Origin of the sequence: Mastigocladopsis repens PCC 10914, from assembly GCF_000315565.1 — a bacterium.
GTDB lineage: Bacteria > Cyanobacteriota > Cyanobacteriia > Cyanobacteriales > Nostocaceae > Mastigocladopsis > Mastigocladopsis repens.
The window spans coordinates 533,337-553,331 of record NZ_JH992901.1 but is presented as its reverse complement, the minus strand read 5'-3'; the positions used below and the strand labels follow the sequence as shown (position 1 = coordinate 553,331).

The 19,995-nt window shown below is 43.9% G+C and carries 18 protein-coding genes and 1 pseudogene; 3 read left to right on the top strand and 16 right to left on the bottom strand.

Annotated elements, in window-relative coordinates; genetic code table 11:
• Positions 1-255: 255 nt before the first annotated feature.
• Positions 256-456: pseudogene (locus MAS10914_RS35310) on the bottom strand (Uma2 family endonuclease); the annotation flags it as partial.
• 147 nt (positions 457-603) lie between these two features.
• On the bottom strand, positions 604-1,539 hold the full coding sequence (locus tag MAS10914_RS0104550; RefSeq protein WP_026082332.1) for a CBS domain-containing protein: 936 nt from the start codon (positions 1,537-1,539) through the stop codon (positions 604-606).
• A 354-nt stretch (positions 1,540-1,893) separates the two neighbouring features.
• On the opposite strand from MAS10914_RS0104550, the gene MAS10914_RS0104545 reads away from it, so the two are divergent.
• Positions 1,894-2,883, top strand: coding sequence for an aspartate carbamoyltransferase catalytic subunit (locus MAS10914_RS0104545; protein WP_017314717.1), 990 nt, complete (start codon positions 1,894-1,896; stop codon positions 2,881-2,883).
• 136 nt (positions 2,884-3,019) lie between these two features.
• Here the strand turns inward: MAS10914_RS0104545 and MAS10914_RS0104540 are convergent, their stop codons facing one another.
• Positions 3,020-4,360 (bottom strand): TldD/PmbA family protein, encoded by a 1,341-nt coding sequence (locus MAS10914_RS0104540; protein ID WP_017314716.1) that lies wholly within the window; start codon positions 4,358-4,360, stop codon positions 3,020-3,022.
• Between the two features lie 174 nt (positions 4,361-4,534).
• Complete coding sequence (locus MAS10914_RS0104535; RefSeq protein WP_017314715.1) at positions 4,535-6,007, bottom strand: TldD/PmbA family protein; 1,473 nt, start codon at positions 6,005-6,007, stop codon at positions 4,535-4,537.
• Positions 6,008-6,351: 344 nt separating this feature from the next.
• Here MAS10914_RS0104535 and MAS10914_RS0104530 point away from each other — a divergent pair, with 344 nt between their 5' ends.
• Positions 6,352-6,585: a hypothetical protein gene (locus tag MAS10914_RS0104530; protein ID WP_017314714.1), complete on the top strand. Its 234-nt coding sequence runs from the start codon at positions 6,352-6,354 to the stop codon at positions 6,583-6,585.
• Positions 6,582-6,830 (top strand): type II toxin-antitoxin system HicA family toxin, encoded by a 249-nt coding sequence (locus MAS10914_RS0104525; RefSeq protein ID WP_017314713.1) that lies wholly within the window; start codon positions 6,582-6,584, stop codon positions 6,828-6,830. The genes MAS10914_RS0104530 and MAS10914_RS0104525 overlap by 4 nt, the downstream gene beginning before the upstream one ends.
• 15 nt (positions 6,831-6,845) lie before the next feature.
• On the opposite strand, the gene MAS10914_RS0104520 is transcribed toward MAS10914_RS0104525, so the two are convergent.
• The 12 genes from MAS10914_RS0104520 to MAS10914_RS0104465 all read right to left on the bottom strand — a co-directional run bounded on the left by MAS10914_RS0104520 (position 6,846) and on the right by MAS10914_RS0104465 (position 19,982).
• On the bottom strand, positions 6,846-7,403 hold the full coding sequence (locus MAS10914_RS0104520; protein ID WP_017314712.1) for a WcaF family extracellular polysaccharide biosynthesis acetyltransferase: 558 nt from the start codon (positions 7,401-7,403) through the stop codon (positions 6,846-6,848).
• Positions 7,390-8,013: a YdcF family protein gene (locus MAS10914_RS0104515; protein WP_017314711.1), complete on the bottom strand. Its 624-nt coding sequence runs from the start codon at positions 8,011-8,013 to the stop codon at positions 7,390-7,392. The genes MAS10914_RS0104520 and MAS10914_RS0104515 overlap by 14 nt, the downstream gene beginning before the upstream one ends.
• Before the next feature lie 8 nt (positions 8,014-8,021).
• On the bottom strand, positions 8,022-8,801 hold the full coding sequence (locus MAS10914_RS0104510) for a glycosyltransferase family 2 protein (RefSeq protein ID WP_017314710.1): 780 nt from the start codon (positions 8,799-8,801) through the stop codon (positions 8,022-8,024).
• Between the two features lie 87 nt (positions 8,802-8,888).
• Positions 8,889-10,076 (bottom strand): glycosyltransferase, encoded by a 1,188-nt coding sequence (locus MAS10914_RS0104505; RefSeq protein WP_017314709.1) that lies wholly within the window; start codon positions 10,074-10,076, stop codon positions 8,889-8,891.
• A complete protein-coding gene (gene asnB / locus MAS10914_RS0104500; protein ID WP_017314708.1) occupies positions 10,073-11,887 on the bottom strand; it encodes an asparagine synthase (glutamine-hydrolyzing) in 1,815 nt (604 codons plus the stop codon). The genes MAS10914_RS0104505 and asnB overlap by 4 nt, the downstream gene beginning before the upstream one ends.
• An 8-nt stretch (positions 11,888-11,895) precedes the next feature.
• Positions 11,896-13,062: a glycosyltransferase gene (locus tag MAS10914_RS0104495; RefSeq protein WP_017314707.1), complete on the bottom strand. Its 1,167-nt coding sequence runs from the start codon at positions 13,060-13,062 to the stop codon at positions 11,896-11,898.
• A gap of 18 nt (positions 13,063-13,080) precedes the next feature.
• Positions 13,081-14,244: a glycosyltransferase family 4 protein gene (locus MAS10914_RS0104490; protein WP_017314706.1), complete on the bottom strand. Its 1,164-nt coding sequence runs from the start codon at positions 14,242-14,244 to the stop codon at positions 13,081-13,083.
• Between the two features lie 188 nt (positions 14,245-14,432).
• Positions 14,433-15,926 carry a hypothetical protein gene (locus MAS10914_RS0104485; RefSeq protein ID WP_017314705.1) on the bottom strand — a complete coding sequence of 498 codons (1,494 nt, stop codon included), beginning with the start codon at positions 15,924-15,926 and terminating at the stop codon, positions 14,433-14,435.
• Complete coding sequence (locus tag MAS10914_RS0104480) at positions 15,923-17,251, bottom strand: glycosyltransferase family protein (RefSeq protein WP_017314704.1); 1,329 nt, start codon at positions 17,249-17,251, stop codon at positions 15,923-15,925. Before MAS10914_RS0104480 ends, MAS10914_RS0104485 begins: the two co-directional genes overlap by 4 nt.
• A gap of 26 nt (positions 17,252-17,277) precedes the next feature.
• Complete coding sequence (locus MAS10914_RS0104475; protein WP_232224105.1) at positions 17,278-18,378, bottom strand: glycosyltransferase; 1,101 nt, start codon at positions 18,376-18,378, stop codon at positions 17,278-17,280.
• A complete protein-coding gene (locus MAS10914_RS0104470; RefSeq protein ID WP_017314702.1) occupies positions 18,326-18,586 on the bottom strand; it encodes a hypothetical protein in 261 nt (86 codons plus the stop codon). The genes MAS10914_RS0104475 and MAS10914_RS0104470 overlap by 53 nt, the downstream gene beginning before the upstream one ends.
• Positions 18,587-18,752: 166 nt before the next feature.
• Entirely contained in the window at positions 18,753-19,982 is a 1,230-nt protein-coding gene (locus tag MAS10914_RS0104465; protein WP_017314701.1) for a glycosyltransferase family protein, read from the bottom strand.
• Positions 19,983-19,995 lie beyond the last annotated feature (13 nt).

Below are 19,995 nucleotides of genomic sequence, written 5' to 3'. Positions count from 1 at the left end.
ACGGATAAACCCGGGGGATTCAGCCACCGAAAGAATGTTTCTTTTCTCCATAATTAAAAACAGGCGGCTCTTGACCTCTACTCTTCACCCAGTTGTATAGAACTTGGCTGACCACAGCCTACGTATTCGTAGTTAATTCTGAGTTCTGACAACTGAGTTCTGAGTTCTTTTTCGGTAAATAAAGAAGAGTGAAGAATGAAGAATGAAAAAACTTCTTCTATCTTTATCTCTTCTTTTTTTTTTAGAGCATAAACTCTACAAAACATCTGGCTCAATATTCAATTCTCGTAGTTTTGCGACTAAACGCTCAACTCGTTGCGTTTGTTGAAAAGCAACGTCTTCCAGTGTTGAAATGAGTTGCCCATTTAGAGTAAAAAAGCGCAACTTGAGCTGATGAATACCTAAGTATAAACATAGCTATTGACTCCATAACCAGCCTTGGGGATTGGGTTCCAAAAGATAACATCTTTTGGTTTTGGAATCTCTAAATCTTTGGCGACAGAAATGGCGGGAAGTCTCTGGGTGCTACAAGTTTAGTCTAGCAGTGACAGACTCGTAGTTGCGATAGATGTGCAACGACAAAGACAATGACCAATCTTGTAGCTATCTAACTGTCTTCTGCAAAGTTTCGATGACTCCATACATTTGTACAGGATCGAGGACTCGCAGTAAGCTGCTTTGAGTCACAATACCGAGTCCCGTCCCTCCATGCCAAGACACCACCAATCTTCTCGTATGTCGCCGTTGCATCTGGTGAAGAGCAGTCCATAAAGAATCCTCAGGATTGAGCAGAAATAGGGGTGTACTCATCACAGTTTGGGCCAGAACTTCAGATAGATTCACTTGCATTGCCTGAAATTGTACAATGTCTTGCTCAGTGACGATTCCGATCGGAAGGTGAACGAATTGTCCCAAATCTGACTGTAGTTGTTCCTCGGTAATTACGACACAGCTAATCCGAAACTCTGCCATGACCTGAGCTAAAGTCAATACCGAAACAGTCCTTGGGGCACGAATGACATGGGTTGTCATCACATCTGCCACACGCATGAACTTCAGGAGATGAACAGGGCGTAAAATGTTACGAATACTCTCGTGAGAAACAACACCAATAACTTCGCCCTTTTGTCCTACTATCGGCAGGTGGCGAATGCGATATCGCCGAAATAGAAATAAAGCAGCAAAAACATCTTTAAAAGCAGCTTGCTCTAGGGTAATCACTGGCTGCGTCATGACTTCAGCTATTGTCACCGTTCCAAAATCGATGCCATCTGCCGTTAGCCGTACAATATCCCGTTCTGTAAAAATTCCCAGTAACTCTGTTAAGTGCATCACTAAGACACAGCTAGAGCCTGTCTCATATATGGTAAATGCATTTGCTGGTGAATGAACACCAGATAAGGAGCAACTGTGAATTTGCTTTTGGTTCATTAAAGCAATGACATCTACCAGCAATGTTGTCGGTGCAACAGTGAGTGGTTGATAGTCTATTGCCGCCTCTATTGCTGGTTCACTCAGCAGCAGGTCATCAAGTTGCATGGCTGATTTGTCTAAGGAACACTGTTTCATAATGTAGCAAGACTTGACGAATTCCTTACCTGTTTCAATCCGTGGTAAATTTTGTTACTTTTCGTTACATTTGCTTGGGACTTAAAATCTAAGAGCAATTGAGACAACCTGGTATCTATTTTGATAGATGCCAGGTGGTATGATTTGGTCTGCATATGTAAATGAAAAAACTGTAGAGATGCGTTAAAATGAGCGCCACTGAAACAACAATAGGAGTGAGAAAAACTCAACTCGCAAGCAGGCTCCAATCGGCTTTACAAGTGTGCATCAATGCTCCTATGACAGTGTGCTGCGTGTCTCTTAGACGAAAATCGTTATTCTTTTATGTCTAATACCACCTGGACTCGTCACCACATTCTTTCCCTAGCTGATTTCACCACAGTTGAGTACGATACTGTTTTGCAAACTGCTGCCAGTTTTCAAGAAGTCCTATCAAGGCGCACGAAAAAAGTACCAACCTTGCAGGGACAGGTGGTGGCGAATTTATTTTTTGAGTCATCAACCCGCACTCGCAGCAGTTTTGAACTCGCTGCTAAACGGCTCTCGGCAGATACGCTAAACTTTGCCTCAGCAACGTCTTCCATGACAAAAGGAGAGACGATTCTCGACACGGCAAAGACTTACTTGGCAATGGGAACTGATATTATGGTGATTCGCCATCGGGAGGCGGGAGTCCCCAATGCGATCGCCCAAGAAATGGATCGTCTAGGAGTCCGAGTCAGTGTCCTCAATGCTGGTGATGGTCAACATGAGCATCCTTCTCAAGCCCTGCTAGACTTATTTACTATCTGTACTCTCCTTGACCCTGATCTTCCCCGCATCGAACTTTTAAAAGATAAAAAGATTGCCATTGTTGGGGATATTCTACATTCGCGGGTAGCACGCTCGAATATCTGGAGTTTTACAGCAAGTGGCGCTCATGTGCATCTAGCAGCACCACCCACACTCTTACCTAAATTATTCTTAGATTACGGTGAAAGCAGACCAGGCAAACTGTTTCTCCATTGGGAGTTAGAACCCGCTTTGCAAGATGCTGATTTTGTCATGACTTTGCGCTTGCAAAAGGAACGGATGACTGCTCATTTATTGCCTTCTTTACGAGAATATCACCAAATGTTTGGTATTACACACTCAAGGCTGCAACTGTGTAAGCCAAATGTCAAAGTTTTGCACCCTGGTCCAGTTAACCGTGGTGTCGAAATTAGCTCAGAATTGATGGATGACCCGGAATTTAGCTTAATTCAAGCTCAAGTGAGCAGTGGTGTTGCCGTTCGCATGGCGCTGCTCTACTTAATTGGTAGCGGTAAGAGTTAGTGGTTAGTAGTTAGTGGTTAGTAGAGAGTAGAAACAACTCACAACTCACCACTAACAACCAAAATATTAGTGTTGTTCGGGAAATTACCCATAATCAAACTTCTTTGTAGTGAGGACTTTAGTCCTCACTACCAATTTATTCTCCCGTAATCGACAATTCATCAACCCAGATTTTGGGACACACACCTCCGGGAGTCAACTCTGGTTCTTTTTCCACAAAAATAATCGACTTGAGGAGTTCTAGAAAATCTCCTGCAACAGTTGCTGATTCAATGCTTGTCTTCACACCATTATTGACAAGCCAACCATCAAATGGTAAAGAAAAAGAACCTTGTAAGGCTTTCACCCCTGCATGAAGAGCTTGCAAATCATCAATAAAAATCACATTTTCAGCGGTTTCCAGGCTCAATTCCTGTTCACCAGGTGCGGCTGCAAAGACGTGATAAAAGTTGGGGCTGACAGAGACTTTTGCACCAATATTGGCGTTACCTGTCGGCTTGGCATTCATTCTTTTAGCAGTCCCTGCACTGTGGAGAAAGCCTGTTAAAATACCATTTTCAATTAATGAAACTTTACGGGTAGGAGTTCCTTCGCCATCAAAAGTTTCTGCACCAATGTTTGCCGGATGCAGTGCATCATCGCACACCGAAAGCAGAGGAGAAGCAATTTGCTTGCCTAAATCATCAGGGCTAGATAAACTTTGCTTGTCCAGAATACTTTGAGCATTAAACAAGTTGGAAAAAGCACCCAATAGACTCAAGAAAGCATCTGGTGAGAAAACAACTCGATATTTACCAGACTTGATTTTTTCGTAGTTCAAGTGGCTGATAGTTTTCTCTGCCGTTTCTTTGATACAACCATTGATGTCTAGAGTATCTAAACTTTGGCTGATTCTAAAAGCGCCACCACTGCGGGGTTTTCTCCCGTCTTCGTCAGTTTTGCTGTAAAGATAAATCGATGCTATTGAGCCAGATTCTGTTCTCATTGCACCATCGCTGTTGAGATAGAATTTGTCAATATCTCTTTGCGCCAAACTATTGTATGGTACTCCTTGAATAGCCGGATGAGCTGCTAGAACTTCTTTTTCAGCCGCTAACAGGCTTTCTATCAGTTGAGAAACAGGTGCTTGGGGTGCTTTCTCGTGTGATGAATTAGGAATAGGAACAGTAGACTCTGGGCTAAAATCAGGGACATTTTCTTTCACACCAAAGAAACTCGCTTCGTAAGCTGTTTTTAAAGCTAATTCAAGTCCTTGGGGGTCTACATCTGTCGTGCTGGTGACACCCATTGTATTGTCTTCATTCCAGACACGCACGGTGACACCAGAAAGATTAGAGGCTTTCACTTGCTTAGGCTCACCTTGATCCACTTGTACACCAGTTTGGTCTACAGTTGAACCATAGATGTCGAATTTTTTAATGCCAATCTTCTCAGCAGTTTCCTTGGCGTAAGTTGCAATTTCGTTGATATTCGGCATAGTTCATCAATTTTGAATTTTGAATTTCAAACCACAGATGGACACAGATGGACACAGATAAATTACATCGGTGTAGCCTACGGCACGGCTTACGCCTACATCTGTGTTCATCTGTGGTTCTAAAAATAAATAGGCATCTTCTGTTGGGTGAGCGATCGCCCACCCGAAGATAATTTAGCGTCCGCCTACGGTAATCGAATCAACCTTGATGTGAGGCTGTCCTACGGTTGTGTAGATACTGCCACTGACAGAACCACAGAAGCCGGGTGCAAGAGACAAATCTTGGGAACACATGGAAATTTTGTTCATAATTTCCTTCGCTTCACCAATGAGGATAGCTCCCTTGAGTGGCTTGGTAATTTTGCCATTTTCAATCAAATAAGCTTCGTCTACACCAAAGTTAAATTGACCTGTAGCACCAACGCTACCGCCACCCATCTTTTTGCAGTAAATACCTTTATCTATAGAGGCAAATAAATCTTCACTGCTATATTCGCCAGTAGCAATGTAGGTGTTACGCATCCGGCTTGCAGCAGCAAAGGTAAAATTCTGGCGGCGTCCACTACCGGTTCTGGGATGTCCGGTACGCACTGAACCTGCTCTATCTGCCAAAAAGTTCTTCAAAACGCCTTTCTCAATTAATAGGGTTCTTTGGGCTGGCATACCTTCGTCGTCCATGTCAATTGTGCCGAAGGCATTTTCGGTTCGCCCTTCATCCCAAGCAGTTAGAGCTTCGTGGGCAATTTTTTCACCTTTTTTGTCAGCAAAGGGAGTGGTGTTGCGTTCGATTTGAGTGGTTTCCAGCAGGTGTCCGCACGCCTCGTGGAAGATAACCCCGCCAAAGTGATTCGCCATGATGATGGGGTAAGTGCCTGATTCTACATAATCAGCATAAAGCATTTTCCCTGCTGATTCTGCAATGTGCTCTGCTGCTTCTGTGTAATCCCAAGCCGTGAGGAAATTGGGGTCGCTGGTATTGCCTGCACGTTCAGCCATAGAAGCGCGATGAGCACCGTCAGCGCACAGGAGGATCAGTGCTACCGACTGGGTGAGGCGAATGTCACGAGCAAAAGTGCCATCACTCGCAGCGACTAAGACTTCTTGCCAATCACGGAAGTAGGTGGCGCGGCGTGATTGTACGTGGCTTGCTTTTTGCTGAAGTTGAGCAGTCCCATCAAGGAGAACTTCTCCCATTTCCCGCATGGAGGTACATAGTGGTAGCCAGCCATCTTTACCTCTTTTGGTACCATAGTCTCGTAGCAGTTCCAGGTTGATTTCTGGGATGAAAGCGTTGGGAGCGGGAAGTTGCAATCCCAAGATAGAAAGACCTTTTTCCAAAGCTGCTTTTAAACCAGAAAAAGAAAGGTCATTGGTGCTAACATAGCAATCAGCTTTGCCACGAAATACTCTTACTCCTGCACCTGTAGAAAGACGCGGTGTAATGCTGGTAATAGAGTCTTCCTCTGCCAAGCAGCTAATATAGTTGACACGCTCCAAGAAAAATTCAATAAAATCAGCACCAGCGGCGCGTCCCAGTCCCAAGAGGGTAGACAGGGGAGCTTCCCAGGATTCATCGAATCGCTCTGGTGTAGAGGAGTATTCTAAAGTAGGGAGTTGTTTAGAGAGAAGTAGAGTACTTGTAAGCATCAGTAGCCTCAAAAAACTGGCGTTATCAGAGTGTTATGTATAATTGGTTAACACCCATCAAGGTCATAATATTAGGGAAGCGAGTGGTTCTGTATTAAACCTTATTAGGCATCGAGACTAGTCTAACAAATCCGTGTAAGCCGCAGTCGCTGTTCCAGCTTTTCATCGAGGTGTGGATACCCGCCTTGAGCCAAAGCAAAGAAGAATTCAAAAAAGATTGGAGGACGCCGTGAGCATTATACAAACCATTATTGTTATAAGGTGAACTCGAGCAAGTTTTAATCTTCATCTCTAACAATTTTGATTTGACTCACATTAAAATGAGACTATATCTGGCTACTCCGATGAAAAAATCAGTGAAAAATACAACGACTGAAATTATATTTTTAATTGAAGAAGACCCTGAGGGTGGTTATGTAGCTAGAGCTTTGGGTGAATCAATTTTTACCCAGGCTAATGACCTGGCAACTTTGAAGGAAATGGTACGCGATGCAGTTCACTGCCATTTCCCTGAGGAGGCAAGTTGTCCTAAAGTGATTCGGTTGCATATCGTCCGTGATGAGGTCATTGCTTCGTGAAGCTGCCACGAGACTTGTCGAGTGAAGATTTGGTCAAGGCATTAGCTCGTTTTGAGTATTTAGTTGATCGGCAAACAGGAAGCCATATTCGTCTAACGACACAGAAAAACGGCGAACACCACGTTACAATTCCTGCTCATGACCCGCTTAAAATTGGTACGCTTAACGCCATCCTGAGAGATATTGCTGAACATTTTGGCTTGAGTCGCGACGAGTTAATTGCAGAACTTTTTCATAATCACTGAGAATTAAAATTCTAGTCAGGCGATCGCCATTCCCCCACCACCCCTTTTCTTAACAGCTTGAGCGGGATTGCCAGCAAATATTGTCATCGGTTCTAAAGAACGCCCAGTCACTCCACCTAATGTCAGCACTGCTCCCCGTCCTACAGTCACTCCAGGACCAATAACCGATTTGGCTGCAATCCAACTGCTTTCTTGAATATGAATTGGCGCAGGAATCAGTTTAAAATCGGGATGGCTCCAGTCATGATTTCCTGTGCAGAGGTAGACACCTTGAGACAAGCAGACATGACTTTCGATGATGATTGGAGCGATGTTATCTAGCCATGCATCTTCACCAATCCAAACATAGTCCCCTACTGTCAGTCGCCAAGGAAACTTCACCCGGACTCCAGGCTTAATACGCACACCTTGCCCGATTTTTGCCCCAAACAAGCGGAGCATCCAAACTTTTAAAGCTGACATGGGAAGCAAATAAGTCTGTATCAAGGGTGCTCCGAGAAAGTACCACAAAAGTTGTTTCCACAAGGGAGCGCCAGGAGTGTAAGTTCCAAGGGTATAGTTATCTAAACGCATAGGATAAGTGAGCAACACGAGGGCTTAGGCTGGCTCCGGTTCGACCTGTAAAAATCCAGAGGATAGAGCGACAGCTATCACGTAAGATTCGGAGGAAGGACTCTTCCGGTTCGTTTGAGGGAATAGAGATGGGGGTAAAGGTGATACCCTGACTACCAAGGACGATGGTTCCTATTGCCTTAGCTCTAAGCATATGAAAGTCGGAGGTGATGAGGTAGAGATGCTGAATATTTCGGCTTTTGAAGTCTTTGACGAGGGAGGTGAAGTTGGTGACGGTATCAATGGCGCGATAGTCGAGATGAACTCGCTGATCTAAGATACCAACAGCACGGAAAATCTCACGGGCTTTGTTAGGAAGAATACCAGAGGAAACCCAGATTTCTAGAGATGGGTCAGCCTGGGCAAATTCAGCAGTGAACTCTTCCCGGTCTTGACCACCGCCCAGAGTTAGAATTGCTTGGGGATGAGGCGCTTGGTAGTGGGCGATTGCGCCGAGCGCAGTGCCGAAGGCAATCGCCAGTCGAACTGGAATAATGCTAATCAGGATGACAATAAAACCTGTTAGACCAAAAATCCAATATGTTTTGAGTTGCTGATGTAACTGTTTCACCTTAAATTTTAAATATCTTGTTTTTGTATTTTTTCATATTCAATTAAGCGAATAGACAAAAGAATTTCTGCCAAGACACGCTGAAAAGTGTAGTACCAACCATGCCAACCGTCGAGGATACCACCTTTGAGGATAAGGCAGTAGAACAGGATGACGAAAGGAGCTAGAATTTTTTGCTTGCGAATGCGATCGCCTAAACTTAATTCATAAGTAGGAGTTTCTAGCAACTTCTTAGCTTCTATTACCATGTAGCGGTCTTGTGCCCATAGCCAGCGAGTTAGAGATTTGCGATCATCATGATGGATATAAGAAGAAAGCAGCTTAGAAGCTCCTTCTACAACAACTTTATGGGCGTGACCATCGTCTATATAAACTGCTTTTTCTCGTTTATAAAGAACTTTACGTGGTGGGAGTAAAGTACCGTGTAGAGGTTTACCAAAGACGCAGTATTTGAATCTGACGCTGTAGCTATTTACGTCCGACTCTGCTGGCAGTGACATAGTTTCATTAACTAGCTCATCAGTCAAGACGTAATCAGCATCTAGTGATAGTACCCACTGAGATGCAATTTTTTCTAACCCATAATTACATTGAGCAGCAAAGGAGTCAAACGCTCTTTGAAAGATTTGTATTTGAGGATGAGCGGACAAAATCTCTAATGTTTCATCTGTACTATAACTATCAATCACAACGATAGTCTTTGCCCATATAAGGTGTTTGAGCATACGAGCTATATTATGGGCTTCATTGTATGTCAGAATTAGTGGAGTTACTTCTTGAAGGAACATAAGGCATTTATCAAAATTTATGTTTTTTTATTTAATTCAAATTTTTGTAATGAGGAATAAACATTTTCGTTATTTATGAAAGTTGGGTTAATCTTTTAAATAATCGTTTGAAATTATATTTTGATAAAGCTGAAGCATTTTGACTACTGTTTTTTCCCAAGTATAATGTTCAAGAATAAATTGTCGGGCACTCGTGCCTATATCCTTAGCCTCTTGAGGATGACTCAGGCAGTGTTCTAAAGTATCTGCAATTGCAGATACATCTAGTTTTGAAACATAACCCAGTTGATATTGTTGAACAACAGAAGCTAAAGCAACACCAGGGGTAACGAGAACAGGAATACCGGCGGCTAAAGCTTCAAGAACTGCCACTCCAAAATTTTCAGAATGAGAAGTCAGGACAAATAGATCCGACCCTTGGAGGAATAAATTTTTTGTCTGTCCTGCAACAAATCCAGTAAGATGAGTGCGGCTGCGAATACCATGCTCAACAAGAAGGCATTCAATTTCAGTTTCATAATCTGGAGAGCCACTACCAGCTAAGACAAAAGTGAAGCGATAATGAGATAATTTTCCAAGAGATGGGATCAAATATTCCAAACCTTTTTTAGGGTGGAGACGAGACAAGAATAGAATAATTGGTTCATCTGCTGGAAGGTTGAGGTGTTGCCGCAAACGCTGACAAGCATCATCCATGACAGGAGGGATGGAAAGACCATGGGGCAGAACGAAGCTTGGGCAATTTAGGTGTAACTGAGTTGCCTCCAGTTGTTCCTGCTCTGAAGTTAAGTGAAGGGATTTACTGTGATTAAGATTAGCTTGTTCTATAAGTCTGAGATAAATTTGCTTTTTGCGAGCGCTTTGTTGGAGAGACCATTGGCACAACTGTCCCAAAGGACGAACAATGTAAGGAACTTGCTTTAGGCGAGCGATCGCCATTGCTACTGTGGAAGGATAGGAAAAGATGGCATGAACATGTAACAGGTCATACTGATGAATGACTTGCCACAACCAAGTGCTTAACTGCCAAGAATAGGCAAACTCACGTAGGGCGTGAAGGTTAGGGGAGAAACGGGGGAAAAACCAAACTGGAACCTGTTGATGCTCAATTCGTTCCCCAAGAGGGACATCCAGCAGATTGGCTCCGTTATCGTTAGTAGTGGCAATTTCAGCCTCAACGCCACTGTCTCGCAGTGCCTTGACCATTTCTATCACGGCTTGGCTTGGACCACCCCGGACTGGAGCAATAGAGGGAATTACATGAAGAACTTTCATTTTGACACCCGCTCCCACCAGTATTTGAGAATTGCCAGACTCCAGCGACGATACCAAGGTTTGAGGGATATATTATTTGGGACATTCACATGATTGAAGTAGTCACGCCATTCACCTGACATCCATTGCTCAAAGGGAAAGGAAAAGCCTCGTTTAGGACGGTTAACAACCCAGTCAGGTAACTCAGGAACGGCTGCAATTAACAATTGTTTTCCAGAAGCTAAACGAATATGACTAGGAATTGATGCAACCGCTTCGAGTAAAGCGCGATCAACTAGAGGGACACGTAGTTCCAGTCCCCAACTCATGCTCATGACATCGCTATCTCGCAATAACTGATTACGCATATAACAACTCAATTCTAAAAAGCTCACTTCATCTTCTAAAGTCAGAGTTTGCCCAAGGCAACTTGATAGATGATCCTCCCTAGCCCCTCGAGGAGTGGGGAGTTGGGGGGATCTAATATATTGACGGGCGATTGCACAAGCTTCTGTGTGAGAAAAAATTCCCCGGAAGCTGCGATAGGCAGCTGCTGAACTGGGGGTTTGTTGTAGGAAATCACCAAGGCGCTTCATTTTTGGTGATGTTGCCCAATGCGATAATCCCACACCTACACCCGTCGCCAACAGAGGAATTGCATGCATCTGCTTCCCCCATGCCACCATCTGCGGAATTTTCTCAAAGGAGTGGTATCCAGCAAACAGCTCGTCTCCACCAAGTCCAGATAGTACGACTTTAGTGCCGCTTTGATGAGCAAGCTGGGAGACACAAAAGGTATTAAAGCCATCGACACTGGGTTGGTCAATTGCTTGTAGGAATTTAGGTAATAACTCTTTAGCCAATGATGCTGTTACTTTATATTCTGTATGTTCTGCGCCAAACTGCTTTGCAATTTGCTTGGCAATTTCCCCTTCATTCCACTCTTGTTCTTCAAACGCTACAGAATAGGTACGTAACTGTTCATTCTGAGTCTGACTTGCTAAGGCGAGAACAGTTGTTGAGTCGATGCCTCCACTGAGAAAAATTCCTACAGGTACATCACTAACGAAGTGATGTTGAATTGAATCAACTAAGGCAGCACGAACTTTTTCTTTTGCTTCTTGTGGTGAAATTGTTGTTGCAGGAGGAAAGTTGATTTGCCAGTACTGCTGTTTTGTCATACCAACAGGTTGCCAATGTAACCAATGACCAGCAGCTAGACAATGAACACCTTCAATTAAAGTGTATGGTTCTGGTACTGAGCCACCAATTAAATAACCGTATAACCCTTTCATGCTCATTTTTATAGTAGGTAAACCTGAGGCAAGAATGGCTCTGAGTTCTGAGGCAAAGACTAAGCTTGAACCTGATTGCCAATAGTATAACGGCTTAATTCCTAAAGGGTCACGAGCTAAGAAACAAGTTTTCTCAAAGTCATCCCAAATAGCCAAGGCAAACATTCCGCGTAAATGCTCGACACAGTGAGAACCCATTTTTTGGTAAAGCTTGAGGATAACTTCTGTGTCGGTTTGCGAATGAAACTGTTCTCCTTGAGAAATTAGATTGCTTCGTAGTTGTTGAAAGTTATAAATTTCACCGTTGAAGGTAATCCAGTAGCGCCCGTCAGCAGTAGACATAGGCTGATGTCCGGCTTGGCTTAAGTCGAGAATTGCCAAACGAGTATGGGTGAGGGCTGCTTGTTTTTCAGATGAAATATAAATACCCGAATCATCAGGATCACGGTGTCGGAGAGCGGTCTGCATCCGCCGAATTATTGTTTCTAATCCATCCTGATACTGATTAACTGTGAGAATTCCCGCTATGCCACACATATTAAAAATTAGTTCCTTTTCATCAGTTGGAAATGCTTGTCTAAATAGCTAGCAAGAGTTTGTTTGAAATGCTCAAAACCAAATTTATGAATTACCATGAGGCGTAAAGCTTCAGGTTGATACATTAAAGGATTAGGATAAGTACCTTGTAAAATTTTAATCAGTGTTTTGGCAATTTCTTCGACATTATCAGGATTAACAAGTGCGCCGAGTTCGCCATGACAAAGAGCATCAATTGCCCCATCTTTGTTGCCTGCTAACACAGGTTTGCCACATGCCAATGCTTCTAAATAGACGATGCCAAACCCTTCCTTTTTACTAGGCATGGCAAAAACATCGCAAAGATTGTAGTAGTCACAAAGTTGCTCATCAGGCACAAATCCAGCCAAGGTCACACAGTTTTGGAGCCGCAGTTGTGCAATCATCTGCTTAATTCTGGATTTATCATTTCCTGTGCCGACTAGGATATAGTGAACATTTGGAATAATCTCGCGAATTTGAGGAAGAGCCTGGAGAATTTTGTCATATCCCTTGTACTGTTCACCTTTTGCCAACCGTGCCACAGTTAATATCACTGGTTGTTCCGATTTGAGTCCATATCGCTCCAACAAATAAAAAGGTTTTGGTGCCCCTTTAAAGCGACTTGCATCAAATGTGTTGGGTAAGAGAGCGACTTTGTTGGGGTTGAGGTTTTGTTCTTTAAGAAGGCGATCGCGCGTGTAGCTACTAACAGCCAGAATCAGGTCTGCATGATGTAGAGCAGTTTTTATAGTAGGATTTTTCATATTCCAAGCTTCTATACCGTGGGCGACTGTCCAGTAAGGAATACCAACGAGACGTTTAAGCCAGTAAGCAGCAACGGTAAAATTTAAGTGAGTAGCAATTATCAAATTTGGGCGTTGTTGAAGACCATTGCTGATAATTTGGGCAGCAAAGATAAGCGTACGGATTTTGAGATGCCATGCTCCAGCAAAGTGGAACTGAGTTTCGGGTAAACAGGGAATATCTGAGGTAGGCTGGACATCATGTTTAAGGAAAACATTGTATTGACTTTGAGGGTAGAGGCTTTGCAGAGCCTGCAAGAAAAAGGCTGAATAAACTTGGATACCACCCTTAAACCCAAACAAGTTGGGAAACCAAAGATGAAACTTTAATGAATTAGGATGGGTTAGCATTTTTGTCGGTCAATGTTTTTAAATAATCTGGTTCAAGGCTTGGCTGAGTCCTTGAGTTGCTTGTGTATAACTGTACTGAGATATAATGTTGCGGCTGTTTTCTCCCCATTGCTGCAAGCGTTGTCGGTCTCTTAATGCCTCCTGTAGGCTATGGGCTAGGGCAGGCACATCACCGGCACCGAAAATGAGACCATTTTGATGGGGATGAATAAGGTCTTGAGTACATCCCACATGGGTACTAGCAATGACTGGGCGAGCAAGGCACATCGCTTCGTTCATAACCAACCCCCAAGTTTCTGAATGGCTAGGTAGTACCACCAGATCTGCAACCGCGTAAGTACGTGGCATCAAAGTTTGATTTTGGAAGGGTGCAACGTAAATATTTTTATGTTCTGCGACTTGCGATTTCAGGTCTTTTTCTAGAGATCCAGACCCCACAAATAACAGCGACACCTGAGAAAGTTTTGCTTGTACAAAGGCTCGAAGTAAATCTAGCGGTCGTTTTTTCTCTTCAAACTTACCGGCAAATAGAATGACTGCATGGTCGATAGGAATACCCAATTCCTGTTTCCATGCAACTGCTTGCTCTTTTGCAGTTTGTGCATGGGCAAAGAAGCGATCATTATCTATGGCATGGGGAGAGAAATAGAGACAGTTAGCAGGAACGCCATGATATAGGAAGTAATTATAATTTGCTTTACCAACATAGAGACACGCAGCAAAACGCCGATAAATGAGAGAAATAAATTGCTGACGTGCCCATGCTTTAAGTCCCGTAGGTGCTAACAACCGATGGGAATCTCCGCGAAATAAAAGAGGGGCTTGGCGAGTATTCCAACTCGAAAGAAAGCGATAAAGACTAGCATAGTTATAATTCATCAACAGCACCGCATCAGGGCTATATGCTTTAACTTGCGATACTAAAGAAGGATTTTGTAAACCCCAAAAGTGATGAGTGCCCGGGTTTGAGCTAACGTTGGGCACAAATTCGTAGTCGTAACCTATAAGTAATGGAACATCCCACTGAAGAGATTGTTGGAACCCCTTATCAACCTGGTGCGTAATGCCAAAATCCCAAAGATAAAACACCTTGACAGCAAAATCTGCATAACTAGCCAGGTGTCGAAACCAAGGCGCATAGTACTGGACGGGATGGGAGGTAATAATAGCCAGTTTTTTCATAATTGATGGTTACAGCAATTTAGGCAAGATTGCTGATGTAGAGACGTTGCACTGCGACGTCTCTACACACATGGAATTGTCACAAATAACCTTTAGCTCAAATGTATTGACAGTAGTTTTCGTTAGGAGAAAATACAAGCAAAGCATATGCTATTTTAAGTTTTATTTAATACTTATCAAGAGATGACCTATGGAGGTGAAGGTAGTTCTGTATTCATCCTGACTAGGGATTGAAACTTCATGAGAAACACGACTATGCCACCAAGCACCACACTCGATTGAAATAGAGCCGCAACATACACTCCAGCCGTCCATTCTGTTTGAAAAGCGAAGGTCATCATCAAAACAGCAAACAAGGAACGAGCAGAAAGAATTGGCATATTGAGGCTCCAACGAGTGGACTGTCCATAGGTTACCCCCAGAACAATGGCAAGTCCAGCACAGCCAAGCAAACCAAAATTAGCATAGGACTCAGCCAATAAGCCCCAACCAATGGTCGTCGTGAAAGTTGCCTCACGAGTTTGTAGCCCGTAGTGAATATTTAACAAATACGTTCCTTCATGGCTCCTAATTTTATTAGGATTCAAGATCCGAGGAACTAAGATCTGCGGTAGGATAGCGTAAGTTTCTCCATGTAGGAAAGATGTAGTGTCAGGGCTTTTATCCTGGGCTAAAAGCAGCAAGTGAATAACGCTAGAACGCTCTAAAAAAGATTGTTTTCGTTGTGAGTCTGGTAAACTTTCTGGGTCTTGATTTAAGTAATTCAACGAGTAGCCTGCCCATTCAGCATACCAGGTGGGATATTCCCAAGGTTGAACAAAGGTATATTGCCCACTAAACCAATATTTAGCTCGCATTTCTGCTTTACCGGCGTGCAACAGTGACAGGCAAACCAAGACAATCAGAATAGGCAAAACAGGAATTTTTCTCCGTCCGATAATAAAGGCGACTGTAGCCACCAAAAACGTAGAAGCTGTCCCTACAAGCAGGAGTCCAACCGCATTCGTGATCATGTTGGCAACCAGCAAAAATAAAAACAATCGAGCTTGCCCTTGGGATAGCTCTTGAGTTCCTAACAGGTAAGCAAGCACAAAAGCTGCCAGAGCATTCAATCCAAGAATTGCGCCACGAACAATCGCAAATACACCCCCATCAAGAAAAAACCAGCCTCCAACAAAATACATATTGAATAGAACGCCAGCTGCTAGAACCCACAAGAAAAATACTTTACCCTTGTGACTACTTAAGGCACGATAAGACTTGGGCAGCAAAGGAGCAGATTTGACAAATTGGAACCAGATAAACGTTCCGAGTCCCAAAAAACCTGCTGTTGTACAACTGGCAAATAGGTGAGAGGCGCTCGAATAAGTCACTACCTGAGGATGGTTACTCACCAGAGGTAATGCATAAGTCCAAATAAATGTCAAGGAAAAAAACGGGAAAATGGGCATTCCCTGCGCTCGACCTAAGCACCACAGGTAGCTGGGTAGGAGAGACGCCGCTGTTATCAAGATAGCCCCAAAATTAGTCACTAAGGAACTGGTCTCAGTCCAAAACAGTTCAAACACAAACAGCCCCAGAGCAACCAGCCAAAAAGCCCTAAGCAGTTGTCGCCGATTTTGTTGTGGACGCGTAGATAGTAAGACTAACTGTTGGGAAGTAGTTTCTAAAAACTCAGTCATAATAATTTTCTTTGACTCCCACTGGTGAGACTCCGATCAAATATGGCACATTGTTGACGGGTCATTTCCCGGGCTGTATAAGGTTGAAAGGCTCCCCAGTTAGTTTCCGGTTGATATCCTTTGGGCAAAGATAACAGTTCACGCAGTTGAATTGCCACTTCAGCGAGTAACTCCCCAGGTTGGTTTTCTGACGCAAAGGTTACAGCCCGACCTGCTTGACAACGGTGCAAAATATCCACTACTGAACTCTGTTGATGGAAAATTGCCAAAATAGGTTTGCGGGCTAGAATGCAGGGGTAGAGCTTAGAAGCCGTATACCCAGCATCATTAGAGCCAATCAGCAAGATGGCATCACTATCGACAAGCACCTGTAGCGCTTCAAAGTAAGGAATGCGATGGGGATGCTCTGTCACTAAATCGGCAACTCCTAGCTCTTGGGCGATCGGTTCTACCGTTTTCACAGCTTGGTCTTTTGGAGCATAACTAGTGCCAACAAAGTGTAACCTCACTGATTGCCATTGCTCAGGGTGTCGGTGACGCTCCGACTGGATGCCTAGAAATAAAGTTCGTAGTGCCAATGCCATATCATTGCCACCTCTGCCCACGTAAACCCAGTGACGCTTGCCATCGTTAGGGTCAAATATTTTTTGCTGAATATTGAGGGAGGGGAGTTGCTCGAAGTCAGTTTCAGGCGCACCAAAAGGCAGAACTGTAAATTGCTCTGGGCGTAAGTGGGGATATCGGTGTTGTAGGGTTTGCGGATACGCGGGTGAAACACTAATCACATGACCTACCTCACTCAACGCCATAGGTTCCAGTAGTTGTGCCTGGAATTGGGAAAACCCATACTTCAAGCGTCCGCCTGGTGGAGGGGCTGCTCCTAGCTGCTTGTAGTAATCACTTAACCAAGGGTCTTGGAAGTCTAGGACGTAAGGAACGCCAAAACGTCTGCGCCATCTGAAACCCAACGCCATCACAATAAAGACGGTGGTTGATAAGTAAACTAAATCAAACTTTGTTTGACGGAGTAGGGAATCACCTGCTTTTAGCAAATAGGGAAAACATCGCAGTCCTAAGCTGCTCACGCCAAGACGCCGAGTTTGTTGAACGGATAATGCCCCTGTACAAGTCACTGGAATATGAGAGGGAACTGTTTTGGTCAGCAGAGGGTCTTGGACTCCTTCAACGCAATCTGAGCGAACTGCAAGCACATGAGGTTCCCAGCCAAACTCCTCAAAGTAGGGCAAAGACATTCGCACCCGCTGATGGTCAGCAGCGTTAATGGGTGGAAAGTGAGGACTGACAATTAAAACTTTATGACTCAAGGCTGAATACCTTTAATAGTGGGAAGTTAGGCAGAAATGACTTCTCCACAGACAAGGCTATGGTAAAGTGACTCGTATTTGTCGACAATAACCTTAGCAGAGAAAAACTGTTCAGCACGTTGGCGACAATGACGACGATCAATATTGGGTAAATCCTTAATGGCAATATAGGCTTCCTCAACACTGTTGACTAAGTAACCGTCTATACCCTGACGTACAATTTCAGGTAGTGCCCCTCGAGGACAAGAGATGACGGGAGTCCCACAGGCTAAGGCTTCAGCAAAAACAATACCAAAAGGTTCATCCCATTCTATGGGGACGAGCATAGCCGCAGCTTGACCTAGCAATTGGTTCTTTTGGGCATCGTTGACTGCACCAACGTACTCAATACCATCCTTACCAAGATAGGGTGCAATTTCCTCTTGCCAATAACGCTTTCCCTCATCTGTATTTACTTGGTTCCCGGCGATCAACAAACGCCTTTTGGCTTTGCGAGCTATTGCGATCGCCATATGCGCCCCTTTAATCCGTTCTATGCGGCTCAAAAATACCAAGGGTGCATCAGCAGCAACCATGGGCTTGAAGGTATACTTCTCGATTTCCACACAGTTATGAATGGTATACCAAACTCCCCCAGCAGCTCGCCCAATCCTACAAATGTAATCACTGCAACCTGTGAAGGTGAGAGAACCTTTTGCTAGTTTTGCACCCCAGCTCGTGGTGCGGCGGCTGGGATAACGTTGGTATGACATTACCTTGGGAAGTCGAGAAGGCAACAAGGGTAATAGATAAGCAATGCGAGAAAAACTGTGTATTATGTCAGGCTGGAATTTCTGAACCGCTGACCATAGGGTAAGAGTATTTTGGAGTGCATCAAATTTGTCTTGCGATCGCCTTCCTGTCCAAGGAAAAAACTCAGTTGTTGATGAGGTCGAGTCAGGATGAGCAACAAGTCCAACAGTATGTCCGAGAGGTTGCAGTTGCGTGACCAATAGGTCGATAATCCGCTCAATACCGCCGTAGAGTTGTGGCGGTACTGGTAATTCAGGATCGGCAGTGATTAAGATACGCATTTTAGGTTGATTTGGCAAGGAAAGTTTCCCATGCACATAAATTGATGTCGGCATAACCTCTTTGCTCTATTGGTACTTGAGCTTGCAAGATAGCTTGATGAATCTCTGGTAAAAGCTCCAGGTAACGAGAAGGCTTAATTGCTGGATGCAAAAGCCATGCTTTCTCAGACTTAAGATTAAGTCGCCAACCTCCAGCGCTACCTACTCGCTTGAAAAGCATAATCTCAGGCGATCTAGGATAACCGCGATTTAAATATTTCACGACCAAGGTTTCTAGTAGTAGACGCCCTTGAATCAGTGGTAAATAACTAGATAATTTATCTTTCTCACTATAGCTGGGGTAACATTATTAACATCAACATTCATAATATTGCTAGAGTGTCGATTAAAAATCATGGTTAACTCCTGGGAGTTAGTGAAGCATTCAATTACACACTGAGAGTCAGATGAGCAGCTTGTAACACAGCGTCAGCTTGCTGCTCCCAACAAAACTGCTCTTTAGCTGCTTGGAGGGCAGCTGCTTTTGCACAGGCCAATTTGTCAGGCGTGTGAAGTAAGTCTTCTAATGCCTGAGCTAGGGCTGAAGGATTATTACTGGGAATTAATCGACCAATTGCAGGCTGCTGGGAAAAGATTTCTCGTTGTCCAGCAGTGTCAGTCGCAATCACTGCTAAACCTGCTTGTAAGTACTGGAAGAGTTTATTGGTCACGCTCAGATTTCGACTAACAATATCTTTACATTCCAAAGCAAGACCGATGTCATGTTCAGCAATACGGGAAACCAATTCGGCATTAGGGACAGTGGGATGAATAAATAGGCGATCGCGCCACTGAGATGGCACTAGTGGCTCTAACCACTGACGAGCGCTTTCAGGATAGTTGCCCCGCAGATGAATTTCTACTGGCGTTTTCAGGTAAGGTAAAGCTTGAAATAGAGTTTCTAGTCCTCTTCCAGATCCAATGGTTTGGGAAAACCAATGAATAGATGGTAAGTTGTGATTCTGGCGATCGCCCTTATCGTAATTAATTTGTGATCGTTCAGCCCAAGGAAAGGTATTGTAAATTACTCTCGGTTTAGGTGCTTGATAAGCTTCAGCTAAAGCGTCAGCCAAAGCATGGGAAGTTGTTAGGCAATAGGTGCAATTACGAGCAAGACGACTCTCGAGTACTTTCAAATGTTTTATGGGTCGGCTAACACGGTCTTTTGGCAAAAGATCTTCAGAAAACCAATCTTCAAAGTCTACTCCCACACATAAACCTTCATCTAATAACTGACTACCAACCCACAGACCTGGTTCTGAATGAACAATGGTCAAATCCGCACAGGCTCGTCGAGCTGCTCTCAGCATTGCCTGTGTACCATACCCTAGAAGTTCAGGTGAGAAAATGCCGAGGTGTAGAAACCCTTCCTTGGATAGGCGCGATCGCAATCGGATACCCAAGTTCCTAAAGCGGTGAATGGGTTGAAAGTCAACAATAGGTTCAAATTGCCACTTTTTGTTAGCCATGAGCAGGCGATCGCGCTTAACCAGTTCTGGGTCAAACCAAAAACCACAGACTGTGACATCGTGTCCAGCATCGGTTAATGTTTCCGCCTCCTTTTGGGGACGAGGAGCAGTACAGAGATGTCCACCGATTAGGATAAGGATCTGTGCCATCTAAAACTTACCA

What these genes read in the sequence shown, in the direction of transcription:
- MAS10914_RS0104465 (WP_017314701.1), bottom strand. Translation starts at nt 19,982, where the DNA reads ATGGCACAGATCCTTATCCTAATCGGTGGACATCTCTGTACTGCTCCT.
- MAS10914_RS0104485 (WP_017314705.1), bottom strand. Translation starts at nt 15,926, where the DNA reads ATGACTGAGTTTTTAGAAACTACTTCCCAACAGTTAGTCTTACTATCT.
- MAS10914_RS0104475 (WP_232224105.1), bottom strand. Translation starts at nt 18,378, where the DNA reads ATGCCGACATCAATTTATGTGCATGGGAAACTTTCCTTGCCAAATCAA.
- asnB (WP_017314708.1), bottom strand. Translation starts at nt 11,887, where the DNA reads ATGTGTGGCATAGCGGGAATTCTCACAGTTAATCAGTATCAGGATGGA.
- MAS10914_RS0104540 (WP_017314716.1), bottom strand. Translation starts at nt 4,360, where the DNA reads ATGCCGAATATCAACGAAATTGCAACTTACGCCAAGGAAACTGCTGAG.
- MAS10914_RS0104495 (WP_017314707.1), bottom strand. Translation starts at nt 13,062, where the DNA reads ATGCTAACCCATCCTAATTCATTAAAGTTTCATCTTTGGTTTCCCAAC.
- MAS10914_RS0104520 (WP_017314712.1), bottom strand. Translation starts at nt 7,403, where the DNA reads ATGCGTTTAGATAACTATACCCTTGGAACTTACACTCCTGGCGCTCCC.
- MAS10914_RS0104550 (WP_026082332.1), bottom strand. Translation starts at nt 1,539, where the DNA reads ATGCAACTTGATGACCTGCTGCTGAGTGAACCAGCAATAGAGGCGGCA.
- MAS10914_RS0104490 (WP_017314706.1), bottom strand. Translation starts at nt 14,244, where the DNA reads ATGAAAAAACTGGCTATTATTACCTCCCATCCCGTCCAGTACTATGCG.
- MAS10914_RS0104530 (WP_017314714.1), top strand. Translation starts at nt 6,352, where the DNA reads ATGAAAAAATCAGTGAAAAATACAACGACTGAAATTATATTTTTAATT.
- MAS10914_RS0104505 (WP_017314709.1), bottom strand. Translation starts at nt 10,076, where the DNA reads ATGAAAGTTCTTCATGTAATTCCCTCTATTGCTCCAGTCCGGGGTGGT.
- MAS10914_RS0104535 (WP_017314715.1), bottom strand. Translation starts at nt 6,007, where the DNA reads ATGCTTACAAGTACTCTACTTCTCTCTAAACAACTCCCTACTTTAGAA.
- MAS10914_RS0104510 (WP_017314710.1), bottom strand. Translation starts at nt 8,801, where the DNA reads ATGTTCCTTCAAGAAGTAACTCCACTAATTCTGACATACAATGAAGCC.
- MAS10914_RS0104545 (WP_017314717.1), top strand. Translation starts at nt 1,894, where the DNA reads ATGTCTAATACCACCTGGACTCGTCACCACATTCTTTCCCTAGCTGAT.